This window comes from Roseibium sp. RKSG952, assembly GCF_009711355.1.
This window is the reverse complement of record NZ_SMMF01000962.1, coordinates 129,686-155,379: the sequence shown is the minus strand read 5'-3', so window position 1 is coordinate 155,379 and position 25,694 is coordinate 129,686. Positions and strand designations below refer to the sequence as shown.

The following is a 25,694-nucleotide window of genomic DNA, read 5'->3' as shown; positions in this document are numbered from 1 at the left end:
CTCCTGACGAAAGGGTAGCCCCATGCGGTATCAGGTCAAATCAGGCCAGTTCTCCGGCCAGTGCCTTGTCGATCAGGGCAATCGTCTCGGGCACACCGTACAGAGCGATAAACCCGCCAAATCGCGGCCCCTGCGACGCGCCCAGCAGCACTTCGTAAAGCGCCGTAAACCATCCGCGCATTGGATCGAACCGCTCGCGACCAATGGAATAGACTACCGATTGCAGAGCCTCATCCTCGATCGGTCCGTCATAAGCCTCAAGCTCAGCTTTCAGCGCTTCCAATGCCTCACGCTCTTGCTCCGTCGGCGCGCGATGCTTGCGGGTCGGCTTGACGAAGTCGTTGAAGTAACGCACCGCAAAGCCCGCCGCCTGATCGAGGTCGGGATGGCTTTCGGCGGTGGCTTCGGGCGCATAACGACGGATGAATCCCCACAACGCCTCTTTGTCCTCGGCCCCGGAAACAGAGGCCAGGTTCAGCAACATCGCGAAAGGCACAAGCAGCGTCGAAGCTGGAACATCGCCGCCATGAATGTGCCAGACCGGGTTGTTCAACTGCGCTTTCAGATCCTGACCCGGATAGGCCCGCAGCTGCTGATGGTATTCATCATAGGCTTTCGGGATGACGTCGAAATGCATCCTCTTGGCCGTTTTGGGCTTTTGGTACATGAAGTAGGCCAGCGACTCGGTCGGCGCATAGGTCAGCCATTCGTCAATCGACACGCCATTGCCGGACGATTTGGAAATCTTCTGACCGTTTTCGTCCAGGAACAGCTCATACGAGAAATGTTCCGGTGCACGACCGCCCAGTGCACGACAGATCGCGTCATAGATCTTTTCGTTGGTAGCGTGTTCCTTGCCGTACATCTCAAAATCAACGCCAAGCGCAGCCCAACGCGCGCCAAAATCAGGCTTCCACTGCAGCTTTACGTTGCCGCCGGTGACAGGCAGCGTCCATTCCTTGCCGTCTTCATCATCGAAAGTAACCGTGTAAGTTTCTGCGCAGACCTTCTTCATCGGGACATACAGAACCCGGCCGGTCTCGGGGTGGATCGGGAGGAAGATCGAATAAGTCTGCTGGCGCTCTTCGCGCAGGCTTTTCAGCATGATCGCCATGATGTCATCATAACGTTCAACCGCACGCTTCAGGATCTCGTCGAACTGACCCGACCGATAAAAGTCACGGGCCGAATAGAATTCGTACTCGAACCCGAAGGTATCAAGGAACCGCCGCAACATTGCATTGTTATGCTCCCCAAAGCTGGGATACTCGCCAAACGGATCGGGAACCGAGGTCAGCGGGCATTGTAGATATTCCTGCAGTTTTTCGGGGTTCGGCACGTTGCTGGGCACCTTGCGCATGCCGTCCAGATCGTCAGAGAAACAGATCAGCTTGGTCGGTATATCCGACAATGCCTCAAAGGCGCGCTTGACCATTGTAGTCCGCGCCACCTCACCGAAGGTGCCGATATGCGGCAGACCCGAGGGGCCATATCCGGTCTCGAACAATACGTATCCCTTTTCCGGAGCACCCTTCTGATAGCGTTTGAGCAACCGGCGCGCTTCTTCAAAAGGCCAGGCCTTGGACGCAAGAGCGGTTTCACGCAATTCAGACATTTGATTTGGTCTCCATCGGGGGAACAGCGCCGGTTACCCCATGCAACCGGACCGACCCCTCCTATTGTGCGGATGCAGCATGAGTCAATAAACACTCGGAGAAACAGAGACTATTTCTGACCGGTTTCCGCAATCCAGGTCAGAATATCACGAACATGAGGCTCTGCCGCCAGCCCATCCCGTGCCGAAAGGAAGTACCCGCGCGCCGAAACGGCTGTTGATCCCTCCAGACGCGTCATCGCACCTGTGTCCAGAAAGCTGTCCAGAACACCATCCCAGCACAAGCATACACCCTGCCCTGCCAGGGCTGCATTCACCAGCATCGCATAAGAGTTGAAATCGAGTACCCGCGCACCTTTGGGCATTTGCAGACCAGCCGACTGAAACCAGCTTGGCCAGTCATGCCACTGGCTGCGCGCCGTCTCCATGGTCAGCAGGGTCATCCGGGAAAAATCATAATCCTGACCGTTCATCCCTCGGTTCGCCAGATACAAGGGGCTCGCGGTTGGGAAAACCGCATCCCCAAGCAACCGCGTTTCTTCCTCGGCTTCCCTGTGACCAAAACGAATGACAATATCACCGGGCCGCACCGCCTCACCATACTCTTGGCTTATGATCCGAATCGTAGTTTCAGGAAAGTCCGCCTCCAGTTCCCCCAACCGCGGTATCAGCCAAAATGCTACAAAACCCGAAGGTGCGGTGACGCTGACAACTTTACCCTGTGACGCCTGTCTGATCTGGCCGACCGCGCTTTCGATTTGACCAAACCCGCCATGTAGTGCCTTGAGTAAACTTCGCCCATGTTGTGTCATTTTAACGGGTTTTCGACTTCGATCGAACAAATGACATCCGAGATCCGCCTCGAGATCAGCAATTCTACGTGACACCGCAGGCTGCGATACATTTAGTTCGCGCGCCGCTGCAGTCAGCGTTCCAAGCCGTGCGGCCGCATAAAAGGCCGTAAGCCCTGCGAAGCTTGGCAACCTGTCCATCTATCATAACCTCAGCGTATGATCTGTTTCATCTTTCCCTTATTGCCCCGACAGCAGAACGGCGTCAAATGGCGATCAGAGGAGGACCCGCCATGACGCAGCAACTGGACACTTTGGCCACCGATTACAGCGACACCGTGATGCTGAATCAGGCAAGCAATCTGACACATCCCCCGCTTGCAGTGGATGCCGCACAAGTGCCTCTGGCTGGTGGCACCGATCCGACATATGGCGAGGTCCGTTGGCGCACTTTGATCAACGGCACACAGGACAGCCCCCGCGACATGGTTCTGGGCGTTGCCGAGTTTGGCCCCGGCGATCGCCTGCTGCCTCACCGGCATGACCCGGCCGAGTTCTATTTTGGTCTGGACGGCAACGGCACAGTCACCATCGATGGTGTCCCGCATGAAATGCGCCCCGGCGTGGCACTCTACGTACCTGGCGGTGCCGAACATGGCGTGGTCGCCGGTGAAGGTGGTCTTCGCTTTGCCTATGGTTTTGCCAGCCAGAGCTTTGAAGAAATCGAGTACAAATTCTCGGCAACAGCCTGAAATCCTGCTGCACGGGCGGGTTAATCCTGCCCGGCACAAAACCGTCACACCGCCTACGTGACAAAACAAGGTGTTGAACCTGCTTCCGCCCCCTCATATCGTGCGCGATCAGAGATACCCAAGCAGGACGATCCAATGACCGAGCAAGTTACCCACCCAATGTCCCCGCAGGATTGCCTCGTGGCGATCATGGTTGCGGTCTCGGCATCGGACGAAACCATCCGCACAGCCGAGCTGGTCAAGATCGAAACTGCCGTGAACATGCTGCCGGTTTTTGCCGACTATGACATCGACCGGACACGCCGGGTATCTCAGATCGTGTTTGATCTATTCGAACAGGAAGACGGGCTGGACGCATTGTTCGGCCTGATCCGCGACAACCTGCCAGAGCGGTTGAACGAAACCGCTTATGCGCTGGCTTGTGATGTCGCTGCAGCTGACGGCTCTTTGGCTGAGACCGAGCTGCGCCTGTTGGAAGAAATCCGGTATGAACTGAACATTGACCGGCTTCACGCGGCGGCAATTGAACGCGGCGCACGGGCGCGCCACACCGTCTGATCCGGCACCGTCAGCTTCCGTATAAAGCACCCCAGCGTTCGATCAGCGTTTGCTGAAGCTTTCTGGACCTGCGGTTCCAGCTGCGTGCACCATCAGGCCGCTCCCGGTTTTCGCGGCTAATCGTGGCGCGATGCGGGACATCTGCAGTGAAGATGGCAAAGGCCAACTCCGCCCCTGCTGCGGTTGTGACATAACCCCCAAGCCCGGACACAAAATTCAGGGTTCCGGTCTTGGCATCAACAGTGATCGGGTGACCCTTAATGGCGCGCCCGTTGCTGTCCTTCAGCGTAAAGGGCTTCAGCAAATGCCGCAGCGCCTTCGATTCGCGTGCTGCAACCAGTGCTGTCACCAGATCTGCCGGGTCCATGCGTGATGCATCCCCCAAACCCGAATGGTCCACCATACGGATGTTGCTGGTCCCGTAAGTCTCGGCAGCCCATCGGTTCATCTCTGCGGCAGAATCCGCAAGGGTCTGCGGCTCAACGCCTCGCGCCTTTGTTGCTACCAGCCCGACCATCTCGGCGGTCAGGTTGGTCGAGTACTTGAGCATACCCTTCAGAATGCTCTCCAAAGGATCACTCAGGTGGACAACCAGAACCTCACCCTTCGGGGCCTGACTGGTGACCTGAACCCGACCCAGTACGATCCCGTTGGCCCGGGCCAGAGTTCTGAAAACATCCCCGGCATAAAGCGCGGGTTTGCGCACCGGCAACCACCGTGCGCCGCCATTACCCAACGCGCCCTTGGCAACGGTCCACCGGTCCTGTCTTGCACTGGATTGATAGGTGTATATCGGTAAGCTGCGGTTCTCGACCCGCATCGCGGCCATATCCACGGCCGGGGTATAGCGCGCGCTACGGGCATCCATGGTTACGTCATAACCACCAGTCCCGCGCTTCCATTCGAAATGCACACGGTTGAAGTTCAGCGATATTCCACTGATTGACGGACTGTAACCCACATGATCCGGTTGCCCCGGATCGATACTGAACACATAGGGCAGCGCACCATCATAGACTTTGAATGAACCCTGCACCTCGGTAATGCCAGCCTCACGCAGATTGGCGGCCATCGTGGCCAGCGCATCTGTATCCAGCAAGGGGTCGCCCCCACCAACCAGGATCAGATCGCCTTTGAGTATGCCGTTCACAATCGGGCCATCGGCCACCAGTTGGGTCTCGAATCTGTAATTCGGCCCCAACACATCCAACGTATAAAGCGCGGTCAACGCCTTGGCGACACTGGCGGGCGGCAAACCTTCCTTGCCTCCAAATGCCTCAAGCTGCGTTCCGGTTTTGACATCAGCGACGGCGAACACAACCTCGCCTTTCAGTCCTGCAGCCTGAATGACCCTCTCGACACCGCTCAGCTCGGTACCACGCAGTTGTGGACGCAAAGATCTTGCCGGGGCCTCAGCCAGTCCGGCAACCGGGATCACAAGTGACCCCAATCCCCCCAGAAATAAACGGCGCGAAATACGATCAACCATGGGTCAATTTAAATCCCAGAGATCACGGGCAAACAATCATTCAAATGAATTATGCTCCGATGGTCGCTCTTCAGGCAACACCCGATTGTTCCACTCACCACGTAAACGGATATCGGTCGAGCTGACATCAACCATCGGCACATTCACAAAACACCACGCAGGCGCCCTGCTCCGACCCAGCAGATGCCGCGCCTGACCATCAATTCTGTACTTCGCGTAAATCCGCGCCGCAGGGGACATCCGGGCCGAAATACGATCTCCCGGTCGTGCCAGGACACCCACCGGAACGCTGTCCATGATCAGCCGCCAATTCTTCCACTTGTGGAATTGCACCAGATTGTCTGCCCCCATCAGCCAGACAAAACGTACACCGGGATACAGCCGCCTTAGTTCAGTCAGCGTATCCGCCGTTGCCCGCGTCCCGGTCAGCGCCTCGATATCCGTCACCTCGACTCGAGGGTGCTGCATCAGCGACCCCGCCGCCGCCATCCGTTGCGCCAGCGGCGCTGGCCCACGCTGCTTGAGCGGGTTTCCGGGGGACACCAACCACCACACCCGGTCCAGCCCAAAGGCTTTCATCGCCTCAAGCGTCACATGCACATGGCCCTGATGCGGCGGATCAAAGGACCCGCCAAACAACCCAATGACCTGCCCGGGCCGCGCATATGGAATAGAGCTTCGCAACATCCCTTGCTGATGTTCAGAACTGCGAGGCGTTGTCAATCAACAGGTTGCACCGCATCGCCCAGTCGAACCCGCCCGGGCTGCACCACCTCGGCACACCATCCCCCATGCCCGCGCACGGCAGAGTAGCCACCCTTACCCAGCGCCTCCTCCATCCGACTGCATGGCGCGCAGATGACGGTAAAGCGCAGAATAGCCTCACCCACCTGCACCTCGCGCCCCTTGAGCGCCGCCAGATTGATTCCTGACACCACCAGATTGCGCCGCAGGATTTCTGGTGCCACCGCCCCTTGGCCGAGATAAGAGCCAATCGCCGCCAGATGTTCCTGCTGGATCAGCGTCACCGCCCGTTTGCCCGAGCGGCCTCGGTCTCCGTCGAGGCCGCTGGTGGAGATCATGGCCACATCAACAATTTCCATGCCGTCCCTCCGCGAGGGCCGCATCCCAATCCAATCCACCCGTCCAGGTTGTGCCCAACCCGCTATCAATTTGGTTAGCTCCGACAAACCGCTCTCCCGCTGATAGGACTCAACGTAGCTGAAGCCGAATCCGCACGAAATTCACAAAACCACCAGCTTGCCCCGCTCGCCCGGCTCGGATATCCAGCGTTTCAACCCAATTTCCCCGACCCAGAGGACGCGACATGGCCGCCTATCAATATGTCTACCACATGCAGGGTGTCTCAAAGACCTATCCCGGTGGCAAGAAGTGCTTTGAAAACATCCACCTGAGCTTTCTGCCCGGCGTGAAAATCGGTGTCGTCGGCGTCAACGGCGCGGGTAAATCGACGCTCATGAAGATTATGGCCGGCCTCGACACCGACTTCACCGGTGAGGCTTGGGCGGCCGAGGGTGCCAAGGTCGGCTATCTGCCGCAGGAGCCGCAACTGGATGAATCCCTGACCGTCCGCGAAAACGTCATGCTGGGCGTCGCTGCGAAAAAGGCCAAGGTCGACCGGTTCAACGAGATTGCCATGGAGATCGCCGAGAACTACTCGGACGAGTTGATGGAGGAAATGACCACCCTGCAGGACGCGATCGATGCGGAAAACCTGTGGGATCTCGACAGCCAGATTGACGTGTCGATGGAGGCGCTGCGCTGCCCGCCGGACGATGCCAACATCGCCAACCTCTCGGGTGGTGAGAAACGCCGCGTCGCGCTCTGCAAGCTGCTGCTGGAAGCGCCCGACATGCTGCTGCTCGACGAACCGACCAACCACCTGGATGCCGAGACCATCGCCTGGTTGCAACAGCACCTGATCGACTACAAAGGCACCATCCTGATCGTCACCCACGACCGTTACTTTCTGGATGACATCACCGGCTGGATTCTGGAACTCGACCGTGGCCGCGGCATTCCCTACGAAGGCAACTATTCCGCATGGCTGGAGCAAAAGGCCAAACGGCTGGAGCAGGAGGCCCGCGAAGACAAGTCCAAGCAGAAGACCCTGCAGCGCGAACTGGAGTGGATGCGTCAGGGTCAGAAGGCCCGTCAGGCCAAATCCAAGGCTCGAATCAACGCCTATAATGAACTGGCCGAACAGTCCGAGCGCGAAAAACTGACCCGCGCCCAGATCGTCATTCCCAACGGCCAGCGCCTTGGCGGCAAGGTGATCGAGGTCGAGGGTCTGTCGAAACACATGGGCGACAAGCAACTGATCGAAAAGCTCGACTTCGCTCTGCCCCCCGGCGGCATCGTTGGCGTCATCGGCCCCAACGGCGCCGGTAAATCGACCCTGTTCAAGATGCTGACCGGTCAGGAACAACCCGACAGCGGCACCATCACGCTGGGCGACACGGTCGAGCTGTCTTATGTCGACCAGTCCCGCGACGACCTGAAAGACAACGACACCGTGTGGGAGGCGATCACCGGCGGAGCCGAGATCATCCAACTGGGCGACGCACAGGTCAATTCCCGCGCCTATTGTTCGTCCTTCAACTTCAAGGGCGGCGACCAGCAGAAAAAGGTCTCGCTGCTATCCGGTGGTGAGCGCAACCGCGTCCACATGGCCCGCCTGCTGAAAGAGGGCGGCAACGTCCTACTGCTGGACGAACCGACCAACGACCTCGACGTCGAAACCCTACGCGCGCTGGAAGACGCGCTGGTCGATTTCGCCGGCTGCGCCGTCGTCATCTCACACGACCGCTTCTTCCTCGACCGGATATGTACGCATATTCTGGCCTTTGAGGGTGATGCGCACGTGGAATGGTTCGAGGGCAACTTCGAGGATTACGAAGAGGACAAAAAACGCCGCCTGGGACCGGATGCGCTGGAGCCCAAGCGGTTGAAGCACAAGAAGTTTGCGCGGTAGATTGAGACCATAAAGCAGATTGGCAACTTACATACACTCTTTTGCAAGCTGCCAATCGCCAAATAAGGTTAAAATCCTGTTTTTGCCTAGAAAAGCTACAATCCTTGAATTTTTTTTGAAACGGAGTGATACTTACGCATTGTTAAATTTGGTGGAAGATTGACGCAGTGCTTTAAAATAACTCCAATTTGAACACCTGTTTTTTGGTAAAAACCATGAGTGATGGGATATCTGATATTTGGCAATTTCTTATTTCTGAAGACAACAGAAATGTACTGGCATTTATCGGAACTGGTGCCGCTGCAATTGGTGGTGCACTTCTTTCTTTCCGAAAAAGAAAAAAGGAAAGTCCGCAGGCCAATAATAACGTAAGCGCCAGTCACGGTGGTATCGCAATTGGTGGGGACGCAAACGTACGTGTCACGAAGATTAGTTTTCAGGGGGTTGCCGGCGCAGTTTTCCTGGTAATCGGTGCCAGTTTGATTGGGTTGGTTGTATTACTATCAAACGTCGCGTCAGCGGCAATTCCAAGCCATTATTATTTTGCTTCGTGCGAAAGAGGGTTGGGTTTAGTCCAGTACGAAGTAGACAGCGCTTTAGAATTCTATGAATTTCTTGAGAACAACGACGGCAAACACGTCTACGTTTATCTCGATATTGGTACTGATAATTCGGAACGGGGATGCGAGAGAGATGAAAACTTTGATCCCGAGTTTGAATCAGAAACCTACTTTGGCTTAAAACGAACTCCCTTACTCGATCCGGACGAAGAGATTCCTTATGTTGAAGGCTGGATGAGTTTTGACTTAGAGTCCGTGGCCGATAGACGAGAGCGGATGGGAAACAATCAATCCACCATTTTAGTTGAAGGTTTGCGTGTAAGTGTGACCACCGACGAGTGCGCGGGATCTGCACTGTTCTTTTTCCCAAGAGAGCAGCACCTAGACAATAACTCTCAGTACTTGAAGAGAGGCCGAGAGAGCTTTTTAAAATTTGATGGGGTTTTTGTTGCCCACGTTATAGAAGGAAACGGAATTTGCGGTGGCTATTTAGAACCAACGCAACGCATTGAAAAGTATGAGAGGTACTTGAAATGTCAAAGGAGCACTAAGCAAGGATTTTTTTATAAGTTGGTTAACCTTTGCCCTCAATTATTCCAACGTTCCAAAGATCACAGTATTCTTGATGATGCGTAAGCAAGTATGTGGTGCTTCAGCCCGACCTATGAGTGGCCCTATTCCCACGCATGGTAAACCGCACCTTAATTGATTGCACCCCACCGCATCGAACAATCCGAAGCACCAGACGGTAAAGTCCAGATCACGTGCAGGTGGTTAGGCAACACAAAAAACGCATCGCACCAAAACAGCCTTTCCTTCTGAATCATCCCAAAGGCCGCGCGCGTCAACAGGTCTGACGATCGATCAGCCAAGGATACAAGGATACAGGGAAAAATACCTGGCTCCGGATATCCGGGTACGACAGTAATGGCCTATGCCACGACACAAGCACGTCCATGATTAAAAGTCGTCTAAAACCCGATCACCTGCACAACCCGCGCAGGGGTCACATCCTCACCTGCCACCCGAACTGATTTCTGCGGCCCGTCCCGACCGATCCTCAGCCGGGCCTCGATCTGCTTCATATGCTCCGGGTCGATCCGGGGGGTGGGACAGGTATCATCCTCCCACAGCCGTTTTGAGATCCCGCCCGACACCGCCCAGGTGATCGCGCCGGGTTGCAGATCGCTTTCGGCAACCGCCGTTTGCCGCTCCAGCGTTTTCAGCATCTCGGCCATGATCTCAAAGCTTTCGCGAAAGGTGACGCCACTCACCTTCGCCTCATCTGCATCTGCATCCCCGGCATTCAGACATTTGCGCGCGGCGAACAGCCAGTCATGTACCATATAGGCGGGTGCATAGCCCCAGGGGTTCAGCCCCTTTAACGGCTGCACCAGTCGTGGAATGCTACCCCCATCAGTGTACATCAGCCGCGGTTCGACCTCAGTGATATGCACCGCCCGCCCGTCCGTCTGTGCACCGCGCCGGAACATCAGCGCCCGCCCCTGCCGGTCCAGATCGGGAACATAGACAAACCGACCATCTCCGGCAGAGTCACTACCGCCATCCACCCACATCACCAGCAGAGATCCAGTGAACTCACCGGGTTGAGACTCGTCGTATATCCGGCTGCCGCATGCGGTCAGAACGGCCAGTGAAATCAGGGCAAGACAGCGGAAAATCATCGCGCGCTCCAATAAATTCAATCAATTGATCAAGCCTAGGACGATAATCGAAGCAGCGTCAAAACTTTCGGCGGATTTTTGTACAAAACGGAAAATTGGCCCTTTTTGCGCTGTACAAGCCGAACAATCTCCCTTGTCACACCCCTTTAGCGATGCCATATCCAAAGGGCTTACGTTTTTCTATTTCGACCTACTGTCTCCTTCTACGGCGTTCAGTCTATCGATACAGACAACGACGCCGGGCTGCCGCAACACCGTGGGCAGCACTAAACAGGAGACAACGGATATGCCCGCAGGCACCGTAAAATGGTTCAACACCACCAAAGGCTACGGCTTTATCGCACCCGAAGATGGCGGCAAAGACGTGTTTGTACACATCTCGTCCGTCGAGCGTTCGGGCCTGACCGGTCTGGCCGACAACCAAAAAGTCACTTACGAGCTGCGCTCGGGTCGTGACGGCCGCGAAAGCGCGGACAACATCGAGCTTGCATAAGCTCTTGAAAGGGTGAGGTGATTTCCTCACCCTTTTCATTTATGCACTGTTATTCCGCAATCCTACTGTGGCATGCGGAATACATCACATTTCAGTTATCTTTGCCCGACGATTGACCAAATCGGCTATCATTTTGAAAGTATAGTAATGATTTCTTTGGTCATTTGAAGGAACCCACCATGGTCACACGCCGCGTCTTTATGGCAGGTACCGCTGTCAGTCTGCTGCCGGGAATCGCCAGTGCCAAGAAGAAGGCGGTCGAGTATGATCCGACGCCACAATACGTGCGGATCAAGAAACAGTTCCTACCCGGACAGCTGCTCGTCGCCCCTAGATCTTTCTATCTGTACTACGTGACCGAACCCCGAAAAGCGATCCGCTATGGATGTGGTGTCGGCAAGGCCGGGCTGGAATTTACGGGCACGGCGACTATCGACGTCAAAAAAGAGTGGCCAACCTGGCGACCAACCGAAGAGATGATCGAACGGGATCCGGTTGCCTACGCCAAATTCAAGGACAACGACTATGTCCAACCCGGCGGTGGTGACAATCCGCTGGGTGCGCGAGCGCTGTATTTATTTCAGAACGGCGTTGATACCTATTTCCGCATCCACGGGACAACACAGCCACAAACCATTGGCCGCGCCGTATCAAACGGGTGCATCAGGATGCTGAACGAGCATGTGATTGACCTCTATAACCGGGTTCCCGTCGGCACTGTCGTGACTGTTGTCTGACGCGATCTCAGGGCGCAGACCAATCCACATCGTTTGCCTCTTCGATATGCAAACGACCATTCGGCCATGAGCGGGTAAGAGATTTCGCCCGCTCTTCTGATCCGTTCAGCCAGTCTTCGACATCTGATCGCTCAAGCAGAACACCCATGCGATGATGGATAGGTTTGACGTCAGCGTTGGGCTCACATGTCACGGCCGCGATCTGATCGATGGTCAGACCTCCGGGGGCCTGCCATCTGTCGGTGATCGCAGCAAAAAGCAATGGTGAACCATCTGCCGAGGAAATACGCCAAGCCGTTTTACGGCGCTTTTCCCCGGTCCATTCATACCAACCATCCACGGGGATAATCGCCCTGCCAACTCCTTCGAAAGCAGTTTTGTCGAAGACAGTTTCAGATCTCGCGTTGATGATAGTCTCCATAACCGGGCGTCCCCGCGCATTCACGCGACCGACGGGGATCATACCCCAGCGCATCGAAACCAGCGCGTCACGGGTCAGCGCTAACACATCTTGTCCGGGCTGTATGTTCTTGCGAGCAGGCTGAGCAACCGGGGTTTCTGAAACTCCGAGAAACTGTGCGATGTCAGAAATCGGCCTTGTCAGAAAGAACCGCCCCGGCATACCTGCCTCCTATTTGCTCGCCTCTGTCACAAGTTCCAGCACGGCTGGCCCCAGATTTTCAACGATCAGCGCAACTCCTTGCGCATTTGGATGAATACCATCGGACTGCATGTATTGCGAAACTGCACCCGGATCGCCTTCTGCCTCAAGTCCAACAAAAAAGCTGTCGACAAAGAGTGTGTCGTACTTCTGTGCCAATTCGGGGTACATGCTATCGAATGCTTGTTTGTAATCCGGGCCATAGTTACCCGGCGCTTCCATGCCGACCAGCAAAACCTCGACCTCTGCCTTGTCCGCTGCATTCAGGATTTTATCCAAATTGGCGCGGGAGACTTCGGGGGCGATACCCCGCAGCAGATCATTCCCCCCCAACGCAACGATCATACCATCGACCTCGGGCGTCAGTGTCCATTCGACACGGGATGCACCGCCAGCCGTGGTGTCACCTGAAACACCTGCGTTGATCAGCCGGACATCTGCGCCCTGGGCATCCAGCCAGCGGCCAAGCTGTGGAACCAATCCGTCGTCCTCGATCAGGCCATATCCTTGTGTGAGTGAATCGCCCAGTGCGGCGATCACCACCGGTTCTGCTGTGGCAGCAAAGCCGCAACATGCAAACAGGCCCGACATCAAAGTCTTGCGCAATTTTTTTACCGCTCCATATCCCAATTGACTGCTCTCCTTCGGAAAGACCGATGACAACATCTGTTCTGGAACTCCAAAATGCCGCTTTGTCACTGGATGGCAATGCCGGTCGTGTTAAAATTCTGCACGACATCAACCTGACCGTGGCGCAAGGTGAAACACTTGGCTTGGTTGGTCCGTCCGGATCAGGAAAATCCTCATTGCTTATGCTGATGGGCGGTCTCGAACAGGCGACTGGCGGCAGAGTAGCTGCCCTTGGAAACGATCTGACCAGCATGGGTGAAGATGAACTTGCCCGGTTCCGGCGCGATACGATGGGCGTGGTGTTTCAGAATTTCCACCTGATCCCCACTATGACCGCGCTGGAAAATGTGGCAACCCCGCTGGAACTGGCCGGTCACAAGGACGCGTTTCAGCGTGCCGAAGCTGAACTGGAGGCCGTAGGCCTGTCCCACCGCCGAGACCACTACCCGGCACAATTGTCGGGTGGCGAACAACAGCGCGTGGCTCTGGCCCGCGCGTCAGCTCCACGCCCCCAGATCCTTCTGGCAGATGAACCGACCGGCAATCTGGACGAGACAAACGGAGAGGCCATCGTCGAGCTTCTGTTTGGCCTTCGCGACAAACATGGCGCTACACTGGTTCTGGTGACTCACAGTCATTCACTGGCAAGAAAATGTGATCGCGTCGTCCGATTGCGCGATGGACGCATTGCCGATGAAGCCCAGCGCGAGGCAGCAGAATGAGCTTGAGACTGGCCGGAAGGCTGGCTCGGCGCGAGCTTCGGGGCGGTCTACGCGGTTTTCGCGTGTTTCTGGCCTGTCTTGCCCTTGGTGTGGCCGCAATCGCGGCTGTTGGTTCAGTACGCTACGCAATCCAGACCGGCTTGACGCAAGAAGGTGCGTCGCTGCTGGGTGGTGATGCCGAACTGGAATTTACCTATCGCTTTGCAAACGACGAAGAACGCGCCTGGATGGACAACACAGCGCTGGATGTGTCCGAAGTAGTCGATTTCCGATCTATGGCGGTTGTGCGCCAAGGAGAAGATACGGAAAGGGCGCTGACACAAGTCAAATCCATCGACGACGCTTATCCATTGCTGGGGACAGTTACGCTGAACCCCGAAATGTCGCTGGCGGACGCGCTGAACGGATCGCAAGACCTGCCGGGTGCGGTGATGGATCCGGCGTTGATAGATCGGCTTGGCCTTTCAGTAGGTGATCGTTTCGCCCTTGGCACACAGGATTTCGTTTTGTCGGCAGCGCTGATGAACGAACCCGACGGTGCATCGGATGGGTTTGGGTTGGGCCCGCGCACACTGGTTCGCACACGCGATCTACAAGCTTCCGGCCTGCTGGCTCCGGGCACCTTGTTCTCGACCAAATACCGTCTGGATTTGCCTCAAAATACCGATCTGGCCGTTTTGTCGTCCGAGGCTGATCGTGCATTCGACGGCACGGGTATGCGGTGGACCGACGCCCGCAATGGCGCACCCGGAATTGCCGAGTTCGTTGCCCGCCTCAGCGCCTTTCTTGTCCTTGTTGGCCTTTCGGGGCTGGCCGTTGGTGGCATTGGCGTGTCGGCTGCTGTACGGGCTTATCTTTCACAGAAGACCGAAACCATTGCGACCTTGCGAACTCTTGGGGCTGACCGGGCAACCATCTTTCAGACCTATGTGATCCAGATCGGAATTTTGTCTGCAATCGGAATAACCATTGGCGTAGCACTGGGTGGTCTGGCACCGCTTATGCTGGCCCCGCTGATTGAAAGCCAGCTGCCTGTGCCTGCGGTGTTTTCAATCTATCCGCAACCACTAGCCGAAGCCGCTATCTATGGCCTGCTGACCGCCTTCCTGTTTACGCTCTGGCCACTGGCGAGAACCGAGGAAGTGCGCGCCGCAACTTTGTTCCGCGACGCTCTGACTTCCGCCCGCAGCATTCCGCGTCCGGTCTATGTGATCGCAACGGGTCTTGGGTTGGCACTCCTGATCGCCTCGGCGTCCTGGTTCAGTGGTTCAACCTGGCTGACCCTGTGGACAAGCGGCGGTCTGGCAGGCGCGCTGCTGCTGTTATCGCTGTCCGCGATTGGTATCCGCTGGCTAGCCCGTCGCGGTGCCCCATCGGCACGCGGGCGCCCTGCCCTGCGTTGGGCCCTGTCCGCTATTTCGGATCCGCGTGAAGGGGCTGCCTCGGTCGTTCTGTCGCTGGGACTTGGCTTGTCGGTTCTGGCAGCCGTTGGACAAATCGACGGTACCCTGCGCAACGCGATTTCGGGAAACTTGCCGGATGTCGCGCCATCCTACTTCTTCGTCGATATCCAAAAGGATCAGATGCCCGGATTTTCCGAGCGGCTTGAGAACGATCCGGCTGTCAGCAGGATTGAAAGCGCACCGATGTTGCGTGGCATCATTTCACAGATAAACGGGCAACCTGCCCGAGAGGTCGCGGGTGATCACTGGGTCCTGGAGGGTGACAGAGGTGTAACATACTCTGTGCTGCCGCCAGCGAATGCGCGCATCACGGAAGGCACATGGTGGCCCGAAGACTATGATGGTCCGCCCCAAATCAGCTTTGCCGCGGAAGAAGCGCTGGAAATGGGGCTGAAGCTTGGTGATGAGTTGACGGTGAACATCCTGGGCCGGGATATCACCGCTGAACTGACGTCGTTCCGTGAAGTTGATTTTTCAACCGCAGGCATGGGCTTCATCATGTCGATGAACCCATCTGCGCTCGCAGGTGCTCCGCACAGTTTCATTGCGACTGTGTACGCTGAAGAACAGGCCGAAACAGCAATCCTGCGCGATTTGGCCGGACAGTTTCCAAACATCACGGCCATTCGGGTCAGAGATGCGATCGACCGGGTTTCAGGCCTGTTGGCAGGGCTTGCCGCTGCAACGTCTTATGGCGCAGGCGTATCGCTGCTAACCGGTTTCCTTGTCCTGATCGGAGCGGCCGCAGCCGGTGAACCTGCCCGGCGTTACGAAGCAGCTGTCCTGAAAACACTTGGGGCGGACCGGCGACGTATCCTGATCAGCTTCGCCCTGCGCGCAATCCTGTTGGGCGCGGCAGCAGGGTTCGTCGCCCTGTTCACGGGCATTATGGGGGGCTGGGCCGTTGCCACCTACATCTTCGACACCGATTTTGCAGTGATCTGGCCGTCAGCACTAGGAATCGTAATCGCAGGTGTCGCGGTCACGTTGGGTGCCGGTTTGATCTTTGCACTGCGCCCATTGTCAGTCAGACCGGCCCGTATTCTTCGGGCCAGCGACTAGAGTCAGCGCACGCAGGCGACCGGCTGAAGGATCTTGATCAACTGATCGTTGTCACAAACCAGCGCGTCCAGAGTGATCTCGTCAAGCGAGGCATAAAATACCTCAGCTGCGTCCCTCAGGGCCAGGCGCAATCGGCAAGCATCTGTCAACGGGCAGGTGTTGTCGGCGTCCGCAAAGCACTCTGCAATCGGCAGATTGCCTTCGACATGTCGAAAGACCGAACCGATACGAATCTGATCCGCCGGACGGGCCAGTGACATGCCGCCATTGCGGCCTCGTTGCGTGCTCAGGTAGTTCAGCTGGCTCAATTGGTTGATGACCTGCGCCAGATGGTTCTCCGAGATGTTGCACACTTCGGCAATCTCGGATTTCGTCACCAGCCGATCCTGGTGCGCCGCACAATACATCAGCAGGCGCACGGCTATGTTCGTCCGTTTGGTAATCCGCATAAGGGCCTCCCTGAAATCAAGATGAAGCCTTATTGCATGTCCTGCAAAAAAGCGGTTTGACATACATCAATCGTCAGAAAGGACGCCGCTGGATATGGCAGACCCCTATTTCTTTGGCTACGGCAGCCTCGTGAATATCTCCACGCATGATTTTCCCGACCCGCGACCTGCGCGTCTTAAGGGTTGGCGGCGGGCATGGCGGCATACAGACCTGCGCCCGGTCGCATTTCTGACTGCAATCCCCGACCCCGAATGCGAGATTGACGGCATGATTGCCCATGTCCCCCGGAATGACTGGGCAGCCTTGGATGAGAGAGAATGGGCTTATGATCGCATCCCTGCGACGCAGTCGATCTCACATCCGTTGCAGCACGAAGTTGAGATCGCCGTTTATGCAGTACCGGCAGAGCGACAGAATACACCTGATGGACCCCATCCGATTTTGCTGAGCTATATCGACGTTGTGGTTCAGGGATACCTACGAGCCTTCGGGACCGAAGGTGCTGATCGTTTTTTTGCCACCACAGACGGGTGGGACGCGCCTATCTTAAACGACCGCGCAGCGCCCCGTTATCCGCGTCACCAACAGCTAAAGCCACCTGAGACGGAATTCGTGGATGATCGCCTCAAGCAGGTTTCTGCCAGGATTTCGGAGATAGCATAAGAAAGGCGGGGTAAAATACCCCGCCTTTTATGTCTCGAATTGTCCGTATGCAGTTATCCGCGCGCGCGAATAACCTGCAGCAATGGAAGCAAGCTCGCCATTTCCGGCCCCCGCTCCATCCCGGTCAGTGCCTTGCGCAGTGGCATGAACAAGCCTTTGCCTTTACGGCCTGTTGCCTCTTTTACGGCCTTGGTCCACTCACCCCAGGTTTCGCCGTTGAACGGTCCTTCGGGCAGCAGTGCCACTGCAGCGGCGATGAATTCGCGATCTTCTTCATCGATCAGCGGCTCGGCACCATCACGGCACAGTTCCCACCAGCCTTTGAGATCGGCCAGAGTGGTGATGTTCTCGCGTGCCATCGCCCAAAACGGTTCAGCAAGCTCTGCCGGAACCCCTGCATCAGCGACCGCGTCGGCAACATCAGCCAGAGGCAGCGATTGCAGATGTCGGGCAGTCAGCGGGAACAGATCCTGCACGTCGAACTTGGTTGGCGCCGCACCGAACCGGTGGATGTCAAAGCCTTCGATCAGTTCAGCCATGTCCGAACGCAGTTCAACCGGATCGGACGAGCCAAGACGCGCCATCAGGCTCAGCAAAGCCATCGGTTGCACGCCCTGTTCACGCAAATCGCGCAGGGCCAGAGTGCCCAGGCGCTTTGACAGCGCCTCACCCTGTGGCCCGGTCAGCAGCGAATGGTGTGCGAAACGCGGACATGTACCGCCCAGTGCTTCAATGATCTGAATCTGCGTTGCAGTATTGGTCACGTGGTCCGAACCGCGGACAACATCGGTTACGCCCATCTCGGTATCATCAACCACTGACGCAATCGTATAAAGCACCTGACCGTCGCCGCGGATCAAAACCGGGTCAGAGACCGAGGACGCATCGATCGAGATGTCGCCCAGAATGCCGTCAGTCCACTCAATCCGCTCATGATCCAGTTTAAAACGCCAGACACCATTTCCACGTTCGGCGCGCAGTGCTTCTTTTTCAGCATCAGACAGGTTCAGCGCGGCGCGGTCATAGACCGGTGGCTTGCCCATATTCAGCTGTTTCTTGCGCTTGAGATCCAACTCGGTCGGTGTCTCGAACGCCTCATAAAACCGGCCCATCTCGCGCAATTTATCGGCGGCCTCGGCATAACGGTCCAACCGCTCTGACTGGCGCTCGACCTTGTCCCAATGCAGGCCCAGCCACTCCATATCCTGTTTGATGGCATCGACATATTCTTCTTTCGACCGCTCTGGGTCGGTGTCATCGATGCGCAGGATGAACGTGCCGCCAGCCTTGCGGGCGATCAGATAGTTCATCAGGGCGGTGCGCAGGTTGCCCACATGGATGTAACCGGTGGGCGACGGGGCAAAACGGGTGGTGGTCATAGGTGTCTCCTGTTGGCGCGGCTCATCTCATATGAGCGCGATTTTGTCCAGCAGCGCCTGCGGAGACGTCTTGTTTTACATCAGTTCAAATGGGTTCAACCGGCCAATGGCTCCCAAGATCTTCCAGCCCGGCCAAGATAAGTTCAGAAAGAACATCAAGGTCTATATCCGACAGCTTGTTCACATACAGACATGACTTGCCCAGTTTGTGTTTTCCCAAACGGGACAGGATGCCCCCGAAATCCGCGTAGCCGGGCATGATATAAATGGAATGCGCAGCCTTGCGGGGTGCAAATCCGGTGGCCAAAAAGTCCCCCTCACGCCCTGACGCATAACGATATTGGTATCTGCCATAGCCGATGATCGAAGGGCCCCACATCACCGGTTCAAACCCGGTCACCTTTCGAAACAGAGCGTCCAGCACCCGTGCCTCGCCCGCTTTTTTGGAAGGCGATACACCCGACAAAAAGCTGTCGACGCTTTGCGTTGTTTGAACGGTTTTGTTCTGGGATCGCGGCATTAACAAAATTTAACACGTAATGTTCAACCACGCAGCCCATTTCAATGGCGTATAAAGTGGCAAGACTCACGCGCCGACCTAATTCTCACAATCATGTTCTGACAGGGAGAACGAATATGACCATCAAATTGACACGCCGGGCCGCACTCGGGGCCGCCGCTGCATTGCCGTTTGCATCAGCCGCTGCGCCCGTTCTGGCCGCGGGTAGGGAAACCAAGGCCAATTCGACAGTAGCAAAATCGTTTCAGCTGGGTGATTTCACCGTGACCACGTTGCTGGATGGCAGCCTTCCGCGAGACGGAGCGCAGGAGATTTTTGGCGGCGGCGCATCTGACGAGGACTTTGCCCGTGTATCAGCCGACAACTTCATTTCTTCGGACGTAGCTCAGTTTTTCTTTACGCCAACGCTGGTCAACACAGGGTCCGAACTGATCCTGTTTGACACTGGCCTTGGACAGGGTGGAATTCAAGCTGCTTTGGCAGATGCCGGTGTCACACCAGAAGACGTCAATGTTGTCGTCCTGACCCATATGCACCCCGACCACATCGGCGGAATGACAACCAATGATGCTCCAACTTTTGCAAATGCACGCTATGTCACAGCAGCGCCGGAATACGACTTTTGGGCTGCACAGGACGCGGGCAATCGGGTTGGCGATCTGGTTGCTGCCAAAGTCACACCCCTGGCAGAGAAAATGACGTTCATCGAAGACGGTGGTGATGTGGCTTCGGGCGTGACAGCAATGGCAGCCTTTGGTCACACTCCGGGACACATGGTTTATCACTTGGAAAGCAACGGTCAGCGTTTGATCCTGACTGCGGATCTAGCCAACCACTATGTCTGGTCCTTTGCGCATCCGGAATGGGAAGTCCGCTTTGACATGGACAAGGCCGCAGCGACTGCGTCACGCCGCAATGTGCTGGGCCTGCTGGCTGCCGACAAGGTGCCGATGATCGGCTACCACATGCCCTTCCCCGCTGCCGGTTACGTTGAAACCCGCAATGACGGGTTCCGTTTCGTGCCGGTTAGCTATCAGATGATGGGCTGAGATTGATCAGTAACCCGGATCCGGACGTACCTTTGAGCCGTCTGTGAAACGGGACAGCCTGAAAGCTGTCGGATCAACGCAAGGTGTGGTCTGCGTCGCCAGATCGGCGACCAGCCTGCCTGCGCCCGGCCCGATACCAAATCCGTGGCCCGAAAAACCGGTCGCGATGATCATCCCAGGTATGTCATCTACATGCGAGATGACCGGGATTGCATCGGGCGTTACATCGATCATTCCTGCCCAGCTTTGAACGATCTCAGCCTGTTCGAGAACCGGAAAGGCCTTTCTCGCGCTCGCCCAAGCCTGTCGTAGCGCCTTTTGCGAAGGTTCCGGGTCCAGCACACGGCAATGTTCGAACGGTGTTACATCGGTAGGCAGCCATGACCTGTCCTGCCCAGCTTCGGTTAGCCAGCGACGGGACAGGCGAAACCTCAGGGATCGCCATTCCTGCCTGAAGGCCGGCAGAAACCTTAGCGCTAGCCGGAAACTGTCGGGTACGATGTCGACGGTGTTTTCGTGCCCCGACGCAATCGTATACCCCCCATCTGCGCGCCTTCGAACCGCAAAGTCATCGGACCAGAGCGCAGCCTGCGGTCCCGGCTCCACCGGAGATGTGCGCAGAACCGTGTTCAGAACTTTCAGTTGCGGTAGTTCAATCCCAGCGTTTCCTGCAAACAGGCGCGACCAGGCACCACCAGCAAGCACGACCTGTTCACACGCCACGCGCCCACGTTCAGTAAATACACCTGCGATGCGACCCGCCTGAACATCGATACTACGAACCGCGCAGCTGGTCATGATTGCAGCACCTTTGTCGCGCGCACCCTCCGCAATTGCCGGAGCCGCCCATTGCGGCTCGGCGCGACCGTCCTGCGGAGTGTATAGAGCCTCGTTCAATCCCATCGTATTGTCCGGCAAGAGATCGTCCAGCTCAGAACCCGAAACCATTTTTGCGCCGGTCTGATAGCCTTCAAGGTTTTCCAGCCATCGGTGCAAATTCCTTGCCGAACGCTCTCCGGATGCACCAAACAATATACCCGACTGAACATAACCCGTCTTGCGACCGATCCGTTCGTCAAGACCTTGCCAGATGCGAATGGCCTCTTGCATCAAAGGGATTTCTCTTGGATCTCGCATACCAAGACGCACCCACCCCCAGTTACGAGAGCTTTGCTCACCCGCGATCTGCCCCTTCTCACAAAGCAGAACTGAGTAACCGCGTTCGGCTAACTCAAATGCTGTCGATGTCCCGATGATTCCACCGCCGATAACGACGACATCCACAGCTTTGGGCAAGCAAAGATCTGGTTCTACTGGGTTGGGTTTTGGGCCGGGCATCTACCGCTCATTTTCAATCGCTCGGACCGCCAAGGATGCTCAAGATGAGAATTCAGGCAATGGCGAAAGGAAGCTGGCAGAGGAAATCTTCGCACGTGTGGCGAATGCGCCGATAGCAGGCGCGGCAAGCACTTTGGCTTTGCTCAGATCAGGTTCGCGAAGGTCAGGCAGCGCCCGAAAACTCAGCCCATTTCTGACGAATGATTGCCGCAACACCAGAATTCTGATCCGGCGTCGGAGCGGCCAATGTATCCTGAGCACTCAATTCCGGAAATTCAGAACGATCATCTTGCTCGGCGGATGTGTCTTTCTGTGCTGCTGAAACTCCGTCACCCAGAATGTCAGCAATAGCTGCGTCCACACGCGCTTCATCAAGATCGCGCGCAGGGGACTCCATCGTTTTCCATCTCAATGGAGCGTGCAGGGGCTTGTCATAATTATCAACCATTTGATCACCAAAACATTTAACCGGCATCGAAATTCAGATGCACCACCAGAAACTGTATTCCCAGCGCAGTACGAAATGGTTCAACCCACCCAATCGCAATGCGACAATATCGCCCCACATCGGGCGGCATTGGAACTAAATTATGGCGAGAAAATGGCACTCAAGCAAGGCGCTTCGCGCCCATTCATCGCCCGAAAACCTTTCAAACAGAAACAATTAAGCTCTGAAATAACCACTGAACCCACCACGTGAACAATTCGGAAGGAACCCAACACTTTACTAGGTGAGTTTCCCCATATCCCACCCGATAGAATCTGAGATCTAGTTAGGGTCGCGCCACCGATTCACAATCGGATACCGTCGATCCAGCCAGAACGCGCGTTTCGTCAAACGGGTACCCGGAGCAGACTGAAAACGCTTGTACTCACTGATGTAGATAAGGTGCTCAACGCGACGGGCATCAGCTTCGTCAAATCCGGAGGCCACGCAATCTGCAATCGACCCGTCCTGATCGACGAGAATTTCCAGGATGGCATCCAGAACCGGATAGTCCGGCAGACTGTCGCTGTCTTTCTGATCGGCACGCAGCTCGGCGCTGGGGGGTTTGTCGATGACCGAAGGCCGGATGACCTCGGTTGCGGGCCCCTTCATCCAATCGCGGTGGTTGGCATTCCGCCAGCGGCAGGTTTCAAACACGCGGGTCTTGTAAAGATCCTTGATGGGATTGTAGCCGCCATTCATATCGCCATAGATCGTGGCATAGCCCACAGCGACCTCGGATTTGTTGCCGGTGGTCAACAGCATCTCGCCAAACTTGTTCGAGATTGCCATCAGCAAGAGACCACGCAGACGGGATTGAACGTTTTCTTCAGTCAGATCTTCCTCACGCCCAGCAAACAGCGGAGCCAGGGTGTTTGTAACGGCTGCGCGGCCTTCAGAGATCGGTACGTAGTCGTAGTGAACGCCCAGCGCCTTGGCCACTGATTCGGCATCCTCCAATGATGCGTCGCTGGTGTACTCAGACGGCAGCATCACGCAGCGTACATTTTCGGCTCCGATAGCATCCACGGCAATCGTCGCAACCAACGCGGAATCGACCCCACCTGACAGGCCCAATACAACCTTACCGAACCCGGTCTTGGCCATGTAGTCGCGCAAGGATTGTACCATTGCGTGATAGTCCTGCTCCCACTCGTCCGGTAGCGGTGCCACTTCGGCAGGTACAATCCGCCAGCCTTCGTCTCCCTGCTCCAACTCGATCTGCGTGACGGCCTCATCAAAAACCGGCATCCTGAACGCGAGCTCTCCGCCCGGGTTCAGGCCAAAGGTGCCACCATCAAATACCTGATCGTCCTGGCCACCCACCATGTTGAGATAGATCACCGGCAAGCCGGTTTCGACAACCCGCGCCACCATGTGGTTCAGTCGGATATCATATTTGTTCCGGAAATACGGAGAGCCGTTCGGGATAAGCAGAAATTCCGCCCCTGTCTCCTCAAGTGTCTCAGCTACGTCCTCATGCCAACCGTCTTCGCAGATCGGGCTGCCGATCCGGGTGTTGCCTACGGCATATGGCCCACCCATCGGACCGGCATCATACAACCGGACCTCATCAAACACTGTTTCATTCGGCAAGTGATGCTTCAGAACCTTGCTGGCGACTTTTCCGCCTTTGAGGATCAGATAGGCATTAAACAGCTTATCGTCTTCGACCCATGGCCCGCCAATCGCAAGCGCCGGACCATCAGCACATTTAACGGCTAATTCCTCAACCGCTTTCATCGCTGCAAAATGAAACGAGGGCTTAACGATAAGGTCCTGCGTGTTGTAGCCGGTGATGAACATCTCAGGCAGTGCAACAAGATCCGCGTCAGCCATCCGGCCCCGTTCCCACGCGGACAGTGCTTTGGCAGCGTTCCCCTCAATATCCCCCACAGTGGGGTTGAGTTGCGCCAGCGAGATACGGAAACGATTGGCCATTTTGCCCTCTTGCCCACGTCAGTCCACAAGGGATTTAGCAGATCATGCAGCGAGTAAAAGGCAAATGCGGCAAAACACGTTGCTCTGCCCCTGCCTGTGTCTTAGTTTTGCGCCAACGCAAACAACCGATGATGACCGGGCAGGCAGGAACGACCATGAATGTAATTCGCAATTCTATTGCTGTTTTCGCATTTGGCTTGACGGCGCAGGCTGCTGTTGCCCAACAGGAGCAGGTTATTGTTGCTGATGACGACGTCGGCGGCGTCTACGAGGGTACATTCGAGAACGGCTTGCGCCACGGGACCGGGACGTACCGCCTGCCTGACGGCTTTGAGTATACCGGTGAATGGGTCGAAGGTGAGATTCAGGGCAAAGGTACAGCCCGCTACGCCAACGGCTCGATCTACGAAGGCATGTTTTCCAAGGGTCAGCCCCAAGGGAAAGGCAAGATCACCTTTGCTGGTGGCGGGACCTATGAAGGGGATTGGTCCAATGGCGCAATCAATGGCCAGGGCATAGCGCAATATGAAAACGGCATGCGTTATGAGGGTGGTTTCAGGAATGCGCGTCACCACGGTAAGGGCGTGATGACGGATGCCGATGGCTATATCTACGACGGCGATTGGGAAGACGGTGTTCGGCAAGGCAAAGCCAAAATCACCTACGCAAGCGGCGGTGTCTATGAAGGAGATATCCTGTCCGGACAGCGACACGGCAAAGGTGATCTTACGCTGCCAGATGGCATGACCTATTCCGGCGACTGGTCCGAAGACCGTATCACCGGGGCCGGTCGGCTGACGCAGGCCAATGGCGACGTTTACGAAGGCAGCCTGATCGAAGGGCGCCGTCAGGGCAAAGGCAAAGCGGTTTACGCAAATGGTGACGTCTATGAGGGCGATTTCGTAGATGATCAGCGACACGGTCAGGGAACGTTCACCGGAACCGACGGCTATATCTATACCGGTCAGTGGACCAACGGGCAGATCGAAGGATTGGGTGAACTGACCTATCCTGATGGCTCGGTTTATACAGGTGACTTCAGCGCCGATCTGGCAGATGGCAAGGGGCTTATCACCTATCCCGATGGCTCTACCTATGATGGCGACTGGATCGCCGGGGTGATCGATGGCCGGGGCGTCGCAACTTATGCGAACGGTACCATTTACAAAGGCCAGTTCAAGAATGCCAAAACCCATGGCAAAGGGGTTCTGACCCGTGCAGATGGCACGGTCTACGATGGTGATTGGGTCGAAGGTGCGCGGCAAGGCAAGGGTAAGACCACCTATGGTGATGGCACCGTGTATACAGGTGATTTTGCCCAGGGACAGCGCCACGGTCAGGGCGAGATCGTGATGGCAAACGGCTTCAAATACACCGGCGAATGGAAAGAAGGAAAAATCACCGGTGTCGGTATCGCGACCTATTCAAACGGAGACATCTACGAAGGCAGCTTTGTAGACGCGAAACGCCAGGGCAACGGCACCATGCGCTATGTGAATGGCGAGGAAGAAACCGGCGTCTGGGAAAACGGTGCGCTTTCTGAAGAAGCTGCTAGCGAACCAGGTGCTGCCACCACCGAGCCGGAAGCAACCGAGCAAGCGCCCGCTCCGACAGAGCAGCCTACGGAACCCGCCAATTCTGACAGCTAGTATCG

General features: G+C 56.4%; 25 protein-coding genes. 11 read left to right on the top strand and 14 right to left on the bottom strand.

The window, feature by feature from the left end; all coding sequences use genetic code 11:
• Positions 1-40: 40 nt before the first annotated feature.
• Together E1297_RS44785 and E1297_RS44780 are read right to left on the bottom strand one after the other, a co-directional pair.
• Positions 41-1,615, bottom strand: coding sequence for a lysine--tRNA ligase (locus tag E1297_RS44785; RefSeq protein ID WP_155150008.1), 1,575 nt, complete (start codon positions 1,613-1,615; stop codon positions 41-43).
• 110 nt (positions 1,616-1,725) lie between these two features.
• Complete coding sequence (locus E1297_RS44780) at positions 1,726-2,607, bottom strand: LysR family transcriptional regulator (RefSeq protein ID WP_155150007.1); 882 nt, start codon at positions 2,605-2,607, stop codon at positions 1,726-1,728.
• A gap of 92 nt (positions 2,608-2,699) precedes the next feature.
• Here E1297_RS44780 and E1297_RS44775 point away from each other — a divergent pair, with 92 nt between their 5' ends.
• Together E1297_RS44775 and E1297_RS44770 are read left to right on the top strand one after the other, a co-directional pair.
• Entirely contained in the window at positions 2,700-3,158 is a 459-nt protein-coding gene (locus tag E1297_RS44775; RefSeq protein WP_155150005.1) for a cupin domain-containing protein, read from the top strand.
• Positions 3,159-3,293: 135 nt separating this feature from the next.
• Positions 3,294-3,716 (top strand): tellurite resistance TerB family protein, encoded by a 423-nt coding sequence (locus E1297_RS44770; RefSeq protein ID WP_155150003.1) that lies wholly within the window; start codon positions 3,294-3,296, stop codon positions 3,714-3,716.
• A 10-nt stretch (positions 3,717-3,726) separates the two neighbouring features.
• Here the strand turns inward: E1297_RS44770 and dacB are convergent, their stop codons facing one another.
• The 3 genes from dacB to E1297_RS44755 are packed head-to-tail and all read right to left on the bottom strand — an operon-like array spanning position 3,727 to position 6,308.
• Positions 3,727-5,205: a D-alanyl-D-alanine carboxypeptidase/D-alanyl-D-alanine-endopeptidase gene (gene dacB / locus E1297_RS44765; RefSeq protein ID WP_155150001.1), complete on the bottom strand. Its 1,479-nt coding sequence runs from the start codon at positions 5,203-5,205 to the stop codon at positions 3,727-3,729.
• Positions 5,206-5,241: 36 nt separating this feature from the next.
• Positions 5,242-5,892 carry a nicotinate-nucleotide adenylyltransferase gene (locus E1297_RS44760; RefSeq protein WP_209016370.1) on the bottom strand — a complete coding sequence of 217 codons (651 nt, stop codon included), beginning with the start codon at positions 5,890-5,892 and terminating at the stop codon, positions 5,242-5,244.
• Between the two features lie 32 nt (positions 5,893-5,924).
• Positions 5,925-6,308 (bottom strand): MOSC domain-containing protein, encoded by a 384-nt coding sequence (locus E1297_RS44755; RefSeq protein WP_244328113.1) that lies wholly within the window; start codon positions 6,306-6,308, stop codon positions 5,925-5,927.
• A gap of 224 nt (positions 6,309-6,532) precedes the next feature.
• Between E1297_RS44755 and ettA the strand changes: the two genes are divergently transcribed.
• The gene (gene ettA, locus E1297_RS44750) at positions 6,533-8,200 is read left to right on the top strand and encodes an energy-dependent translational throttle protein EttA (protein ID WP_155149997.1); all 1,668 of its coding nucleotides are present in this window, start codon (positions 6,533-6,535) and stop codon (positions 8,198-8,200) included.
• Between the two features lie 215 nt (positions 8,201-8,415).
• Positions 8,416-9,396 (top strand): LPXTG cell wall anchor domain-containing protein, encoded by a 981-nt coding sequence (locus tag E1297_RS44745; protein WP_155149995.1) that lies wholly within the window; start codon positions 8,416-8,418, stop codon positions 9,394-9,396.
• A 335-nt stretch (positions 9,397-9,731) separates the two neighbouring features.
• On the opposite strand, the gene E1297_RS44740 is transcribed toward E1297_RS44745, so the two are convergent.
• Positions 9,732-10,445: a hypothetical protein gene (locus tag E1297_RS44740; RefSeq protein ID WP_155149993.1), complete on the bottom strand. Its 714-nt coding sequence runs from the start codon at positions 10,443-10,445 to the stop codon at positions 9,732-9,734.
• A gap of 286 nt (positions 10,446-10,731) precedes the next feature.
• Here E1297_RS44740 and E1297_RS44735 point away from each other — a divergent pair, with 286 nt between their 5' ends.
• Positions 10,732-10,938 (top strand): cold-shock protein, encoded by a 207-nt coding sequence (locus E1297_RS44735; RefSeq protein WP_155149991.1) that lies wholly within the window; start codon positions 10,732-10,734, stop codon positions 10,936-10,938.
• 179 nt (positions 10,939-11,117) lie between these two features.
• On the top strand, positions 11,118-11,675 hold the full coding sequence (locus E1297_RS44730) for a L,D-transpeptidase (RefSeq protein WP_155149989.1): 558 nt from the start codon (positions 11,118-11,120) through the stop codon (positions 11,673-11,675).
• Between the two features lie 7 nt (positions 11,676-11,682).
• Here the strand turns inward: E1297_RS44730 and E1297_RS44725 are convergent, their stop codons facing one another.
• Both E1297_RS44725 and E1297_RS44720 read right to left on the bottom strand, forming a co-directional pair.
• A complete protein-coding gene (locus E1297_RS44725; protein ID WP_155149987.1) occupies positions 11,683-12,297 on the bottom strand; it encodes an SOS response-associated peptidase in 615 nt (204 codons plus the stop codon).
• A gap of 9 nt (positions 12,298-12,306) precedes the next feature.
• On the bottom strand, positions 12,307-12,942 hold the full coding sequence (locus E1297_RS44720; protein WP_209016369.1) for an arylesterase: 636 nt from the start codon (positions 12,940-12,942) through the stop codon (positions 12,307-12,309).
• A 50-nt stretch (positions 12,943-12,992) separates the two neighbouring features.
• On the opposite strand from E1297_RS44720, the gene E1297_RS44715 reads away from it, so the two are divergent.
• Together E1297_RS44715 and E1297_RS44710 are read left to right on the top strand one after the other, a co-directional pair.
• The gene (locus E1297_RS44715; protein ID WP_155149985.1) at positions 12,993-13,688 is read left to right on the top strand and encodes an ABC transporter ATP-binding protein; all 696 of its coding nucleotides are present in this window, start codon (positions 12,993-12,995) and stop codon (positions 13,686-13,688) included.
• Complete coding sequence (locus tag E1297_RS44710; protein WP_155149983.1) at positions 13,685-16,213, top strand: ABC transporter permease; 2,529 nt, start codon at positions 13,685-13,687, stop codon at positions 16,211-16,213. Before E1297_RS44715 ends, E1297_RS44710 begins: the two co-directional genes overlap by 4 nt.
• A gap of 2 nt (positions 16,214-16,215) precedes the next feature.
• On the opposite strand, the gene E1297_RS44705 is transcribed toward E1297_RS44710, so the two are convergent.
• Positions 16,216-16,662 (bottom strand): Rrf2 family transcriptional regulator, encoded by a 447-nt coding sequence (locus E1297_RS44705; RefSeq protein WP_155149981.1) that lies wholly within the window; start codon positions 16,660-16,662, stop codon positions 16,216-16,218.
• 94 nt (positions 16,663-16,756) lie between these two features.
• On the opposite strand from E1297_RS44705, the gene E1297_RS44700 reads away from it, so the two are divergent.
• Complete coding sequence (locus tag E1297_RS44700) at positions 16,757-17,326, top strand: gamma-glutamylcyclotransferase family protein (protein WP_155149979.1); 570 nt, start codon at positions 16,757-16,759, stop codon at positions 17,324-17,326.
• A gap of 53 nt (positions 17,327-17,379) precedes the next feature.
• Here the strand turns inward: E1297_RS44700 and gltX are convergent, their stop codons facing one another.
• Both gltX and E1297_RS44690 read right to left on the bottom strand, forming a co-directional pair.
• Complete coding sequence (gene gltX, locus E1297_RS44695; RefSeq protein ID WP_155149977.1) at positions 17,380-18,705, bottom strand: glutamate--tRNA ligase; 1,326 nt, start codon at positions 18,703-18,705, stop codon at positions 17,380-17,382.
• Between the two features lie 85 nt (positions 18,706-18,790).
• The gene (locus E1297_RS44690; protein WP_155149974.1) at positions 18,791-19,225 is read right to left on the bottom strand and encodes a DUF1801 domain-containing protein; all 435 of its coding nucleotides are present in this window, start codon (positions 19,223-19,225) and stop codon (positions 18,791-18,793) included.
• Between the two features lie 116 nt (positions 19,226-19,341).
• Here E1297_RS44690 and E1297_RS44685 point away from each other — a divergent pair, with 116 nt between their 5' ends.
• Positions 19,342-20,274, top strand: coding sequence for an MBL fold metallo-hydrolase (locus E1297_RS44685; RefSeq protein ID WP_155149972.1), 933 nt, complete (start codon positions 19,342-19,344; stop codon positions 20,272-20,274).
• Between the two features lie 6 nt (positions 20,275-20,280).
• On the opposite strand, the gene E1297_RS44680 is transcribed toward E1297_RS44685, so the two are convergent.
• The 3 genes from E1297_RS44680 to E1297_RS44670 all read right to left on the bottom strand — a co-directional run bounded on the left by E1297_RS44680 (position 20,281) and on the right by E1297_RS44670 (position 24,040).
• Positions 20,281-21,612: an FAD-binding oxidoreductase gene (locus tag E1297_RS44680; protein WP_155149970.1), complete on the bottom strand. Its 1,332-nt coding sequence runs from the start codon at positions 21,610-21,612 to the stop codon at positions 20,281-20,283.
• 163 nt (positions 21,613-21,775) lie between these two features.
• Positions 21,776-22,060 (bottom strand): hypothetical protein, encoded by a 285-nt coding sequence (locus E1297_RS44675; RefSeq protein ID WP_209016368.1) that lies wholly within the window; start codon positions 22,058-22,060, stop codon positions 21,776-21,778.
• 321 nt (positions 22,061-22,381) lie between these two features.
• On the bottom strand, positions 22,382-24,040 hold the full coding sequence (locus tag E1297_RS44670; protein WP_155149965.1) for an NAD+ synthase: 1,659 nt from the start codon (positions 24,038-24,040) through the stop codon (positions 22,382-22,384).
• Between the two features lie 155 nt (positions 24,041-24,195).
• On the opposite strand from E1297_RS44670, the gene E1297_RS44665 reads away from it, so the two are divergent.
• Entirely contained in the window at positions 24,196-25,689 is a 1,494-nt protein-coding gene (locus tag E1297_RS44665; protein ID WP_155149963.1) for a 2-isopropylmalate synthase, read from the top strand.
• Positions 25,690-25,694 lie beyond the last annotated feature (5 nt).

Excerpts from the sequence above, each read along its gene's own strand:
- E1297_RS44785 (WP_155150008.1), bottom strand. The coding sequence starts at position 1,615 with ATGTCTGAATTGCGTGAAACCGCTCTTGCGTCCAAGGCCTGGCCTTTT.
- E1297_RS44780 (WP_155150007.1), bottom strand. The coding sequence starts at position 2,607 with ATGGACAGGTTGCCAAGCTTCGCAGGGCTTACGGCCTTTTATGCGGCC.
- E1297_RS44775 (WP_155150005.1), top strand. The coding sequence starts at position 2,700 with ATGACGCAGCAACTGGACACTTTGGCCACCGATTACAGCGACACCGTG.
- E1297_RS44770 (WP_155150003.1), top strand. The coding sequence starts at position 3,294 with ATGACCGAGCAAGTTACCCACCCAATGTCCCCGCAGGATTGCCTCGTG.
- dacB (WP_155150001.1), bottom strand. The coding sequence starts at position 5,205 with ATGGTTGATCGTATTTCGCGCCGTTTATTTCTGGGGGGATTGGGGTCA.
- E1297_RS44760 (WP_209016370.1), bottom strand. The coding sequence starts at position 5,892 with ATGTTGCGAAGCTCTATTCCATATGCGCGGCCCGGGCAGGTCATTGGG.
- E1297_RS44755 (WP_244328113.1), bottom strand. The coding sequence starts at position 6,308 with ATGGAAATTGTTGATGTGGCCATGATCTCCACCAGCGGCCTCGACGGA.
- ettA (WP_155149997.1), top strand. The coding sequence starts at position 6,533 with ATGGCCGCCTATCAATATGTCTACCACATGCAGGGTGTCTCAAAGACC.
- E1297_RS44745 (WP_155149995.1), top strand. The coding sequence starts at position 8,416 with ATGAGTGATGGGATATCTGATATTTGGCAATTTCTTATTTCTGAAGAC.
- E1297_RS44740 (WP_155149993.1), bottom strand. The coding sequence starts at position 10,445 with ATGATTTTCCGCTGTCTTGCCCTGATTTCACTGGCCGTTCTGACCGCA.
- E1297_RS44735 (WP_155149991.1), top strand. The coding sequence starts at position 10,732 with ATGCCCGCAGGCACCGTAAAATGGTTCAACACCACCAAAGGCTACGGC.
- E1297_RS44730 (WP_155149989.1), top strand. The coding sequence starts at position 11,118 with ATGGTCACACGCCGCGTCTTTATGGCAGGTACCGCTGTCAGTCTGCTG.
- E1297_RS44725 (WP_155149987.1), bottom strand. The coding sequence starts at position 12,297 with ATGCCGGGGCGGTTCTTTCTGACAAGGCCGATTTCTGACATCGCACAG.
- E1297_RS44715 (WP_155149985.1), top strand. The coding sequence starts at position 12,993 with ATGACAACATCTGTTCTGGAACTCCAAAATGCCGCTTTGTCACTGGAT.
- E1297_RS44710 (WP_155149983.1), top strand. The coding sequence starts at position 13,685 with ATGAGCTTGAGACTGGCCGGAAGGCTGGCTCGGCGCGAGCTTCGGGGC.
- E1297_RS44705 (WP_155149981.1), bottom strand. The coding sequence starts at position 16,662 with ATGCGGATTACCAAACGGACGAACATAGCCGTGCGCCTGCTGATGTAT.
- E1297_RS44700 (WP_155149979.1), top strand. The coding sequence starts at position 16,757 with ATGGCAGACCCCTATTTCTTTGGCTACGGCAGCCTCGTGAATATCTCC.
- gltX (WP_155149977.1), bottom strand. The coding sequence starts at position 18,705 with ATGACCACCACCCGTTTTGCCCCGTCGCCCACCGGTTACATCCATGTG.
- E1297_RS44690 (WP_155149974.1), bottom strand. The coding sequence starts at position 19,225 with ATGCCGCGATCCCAGAACAAAACCGTTCAAACAACGCAAAGCGTCGAC.
- E1297_RS44685 (WP_155149972.1), top strand. The coding sequence starts at position 19,342 with ATGACCATCAAATTGACACGCCGGGCCGCACTCGGGGCCGCCGCTGCA.
- E1297_RS44680 (WP_155149970.1), bottom strand. The coding sequence starts at position 21,612 with ATGCCCGGCCCAAAACCCAACCCAGTAGAACCAGATCTTTGCTTGCCC.
- E1297_RS44675 (WP_209016368.1), bottom strand. The coding sequence starts at position 22,060 with ATGGTTGATAATTATGACAAGCCCCTGCACGCTCCATTGAGATGGAAA.
- E1297_RS44670 (WP_155149965.1), bottom strand. The coding sequence starts at position 24,040 with ATGGCCAATCGTTTCCGTATCTCGCTGGCGCAACTCAACCCCACTGTG.
- E1297_RS44665 (WP_155149963.1), top strand. The coding sequence starts at position 24,196 with ATGAATGTAATTCGCAATTCTATTGCTGTTTTCGCATTTGGCTTGACG.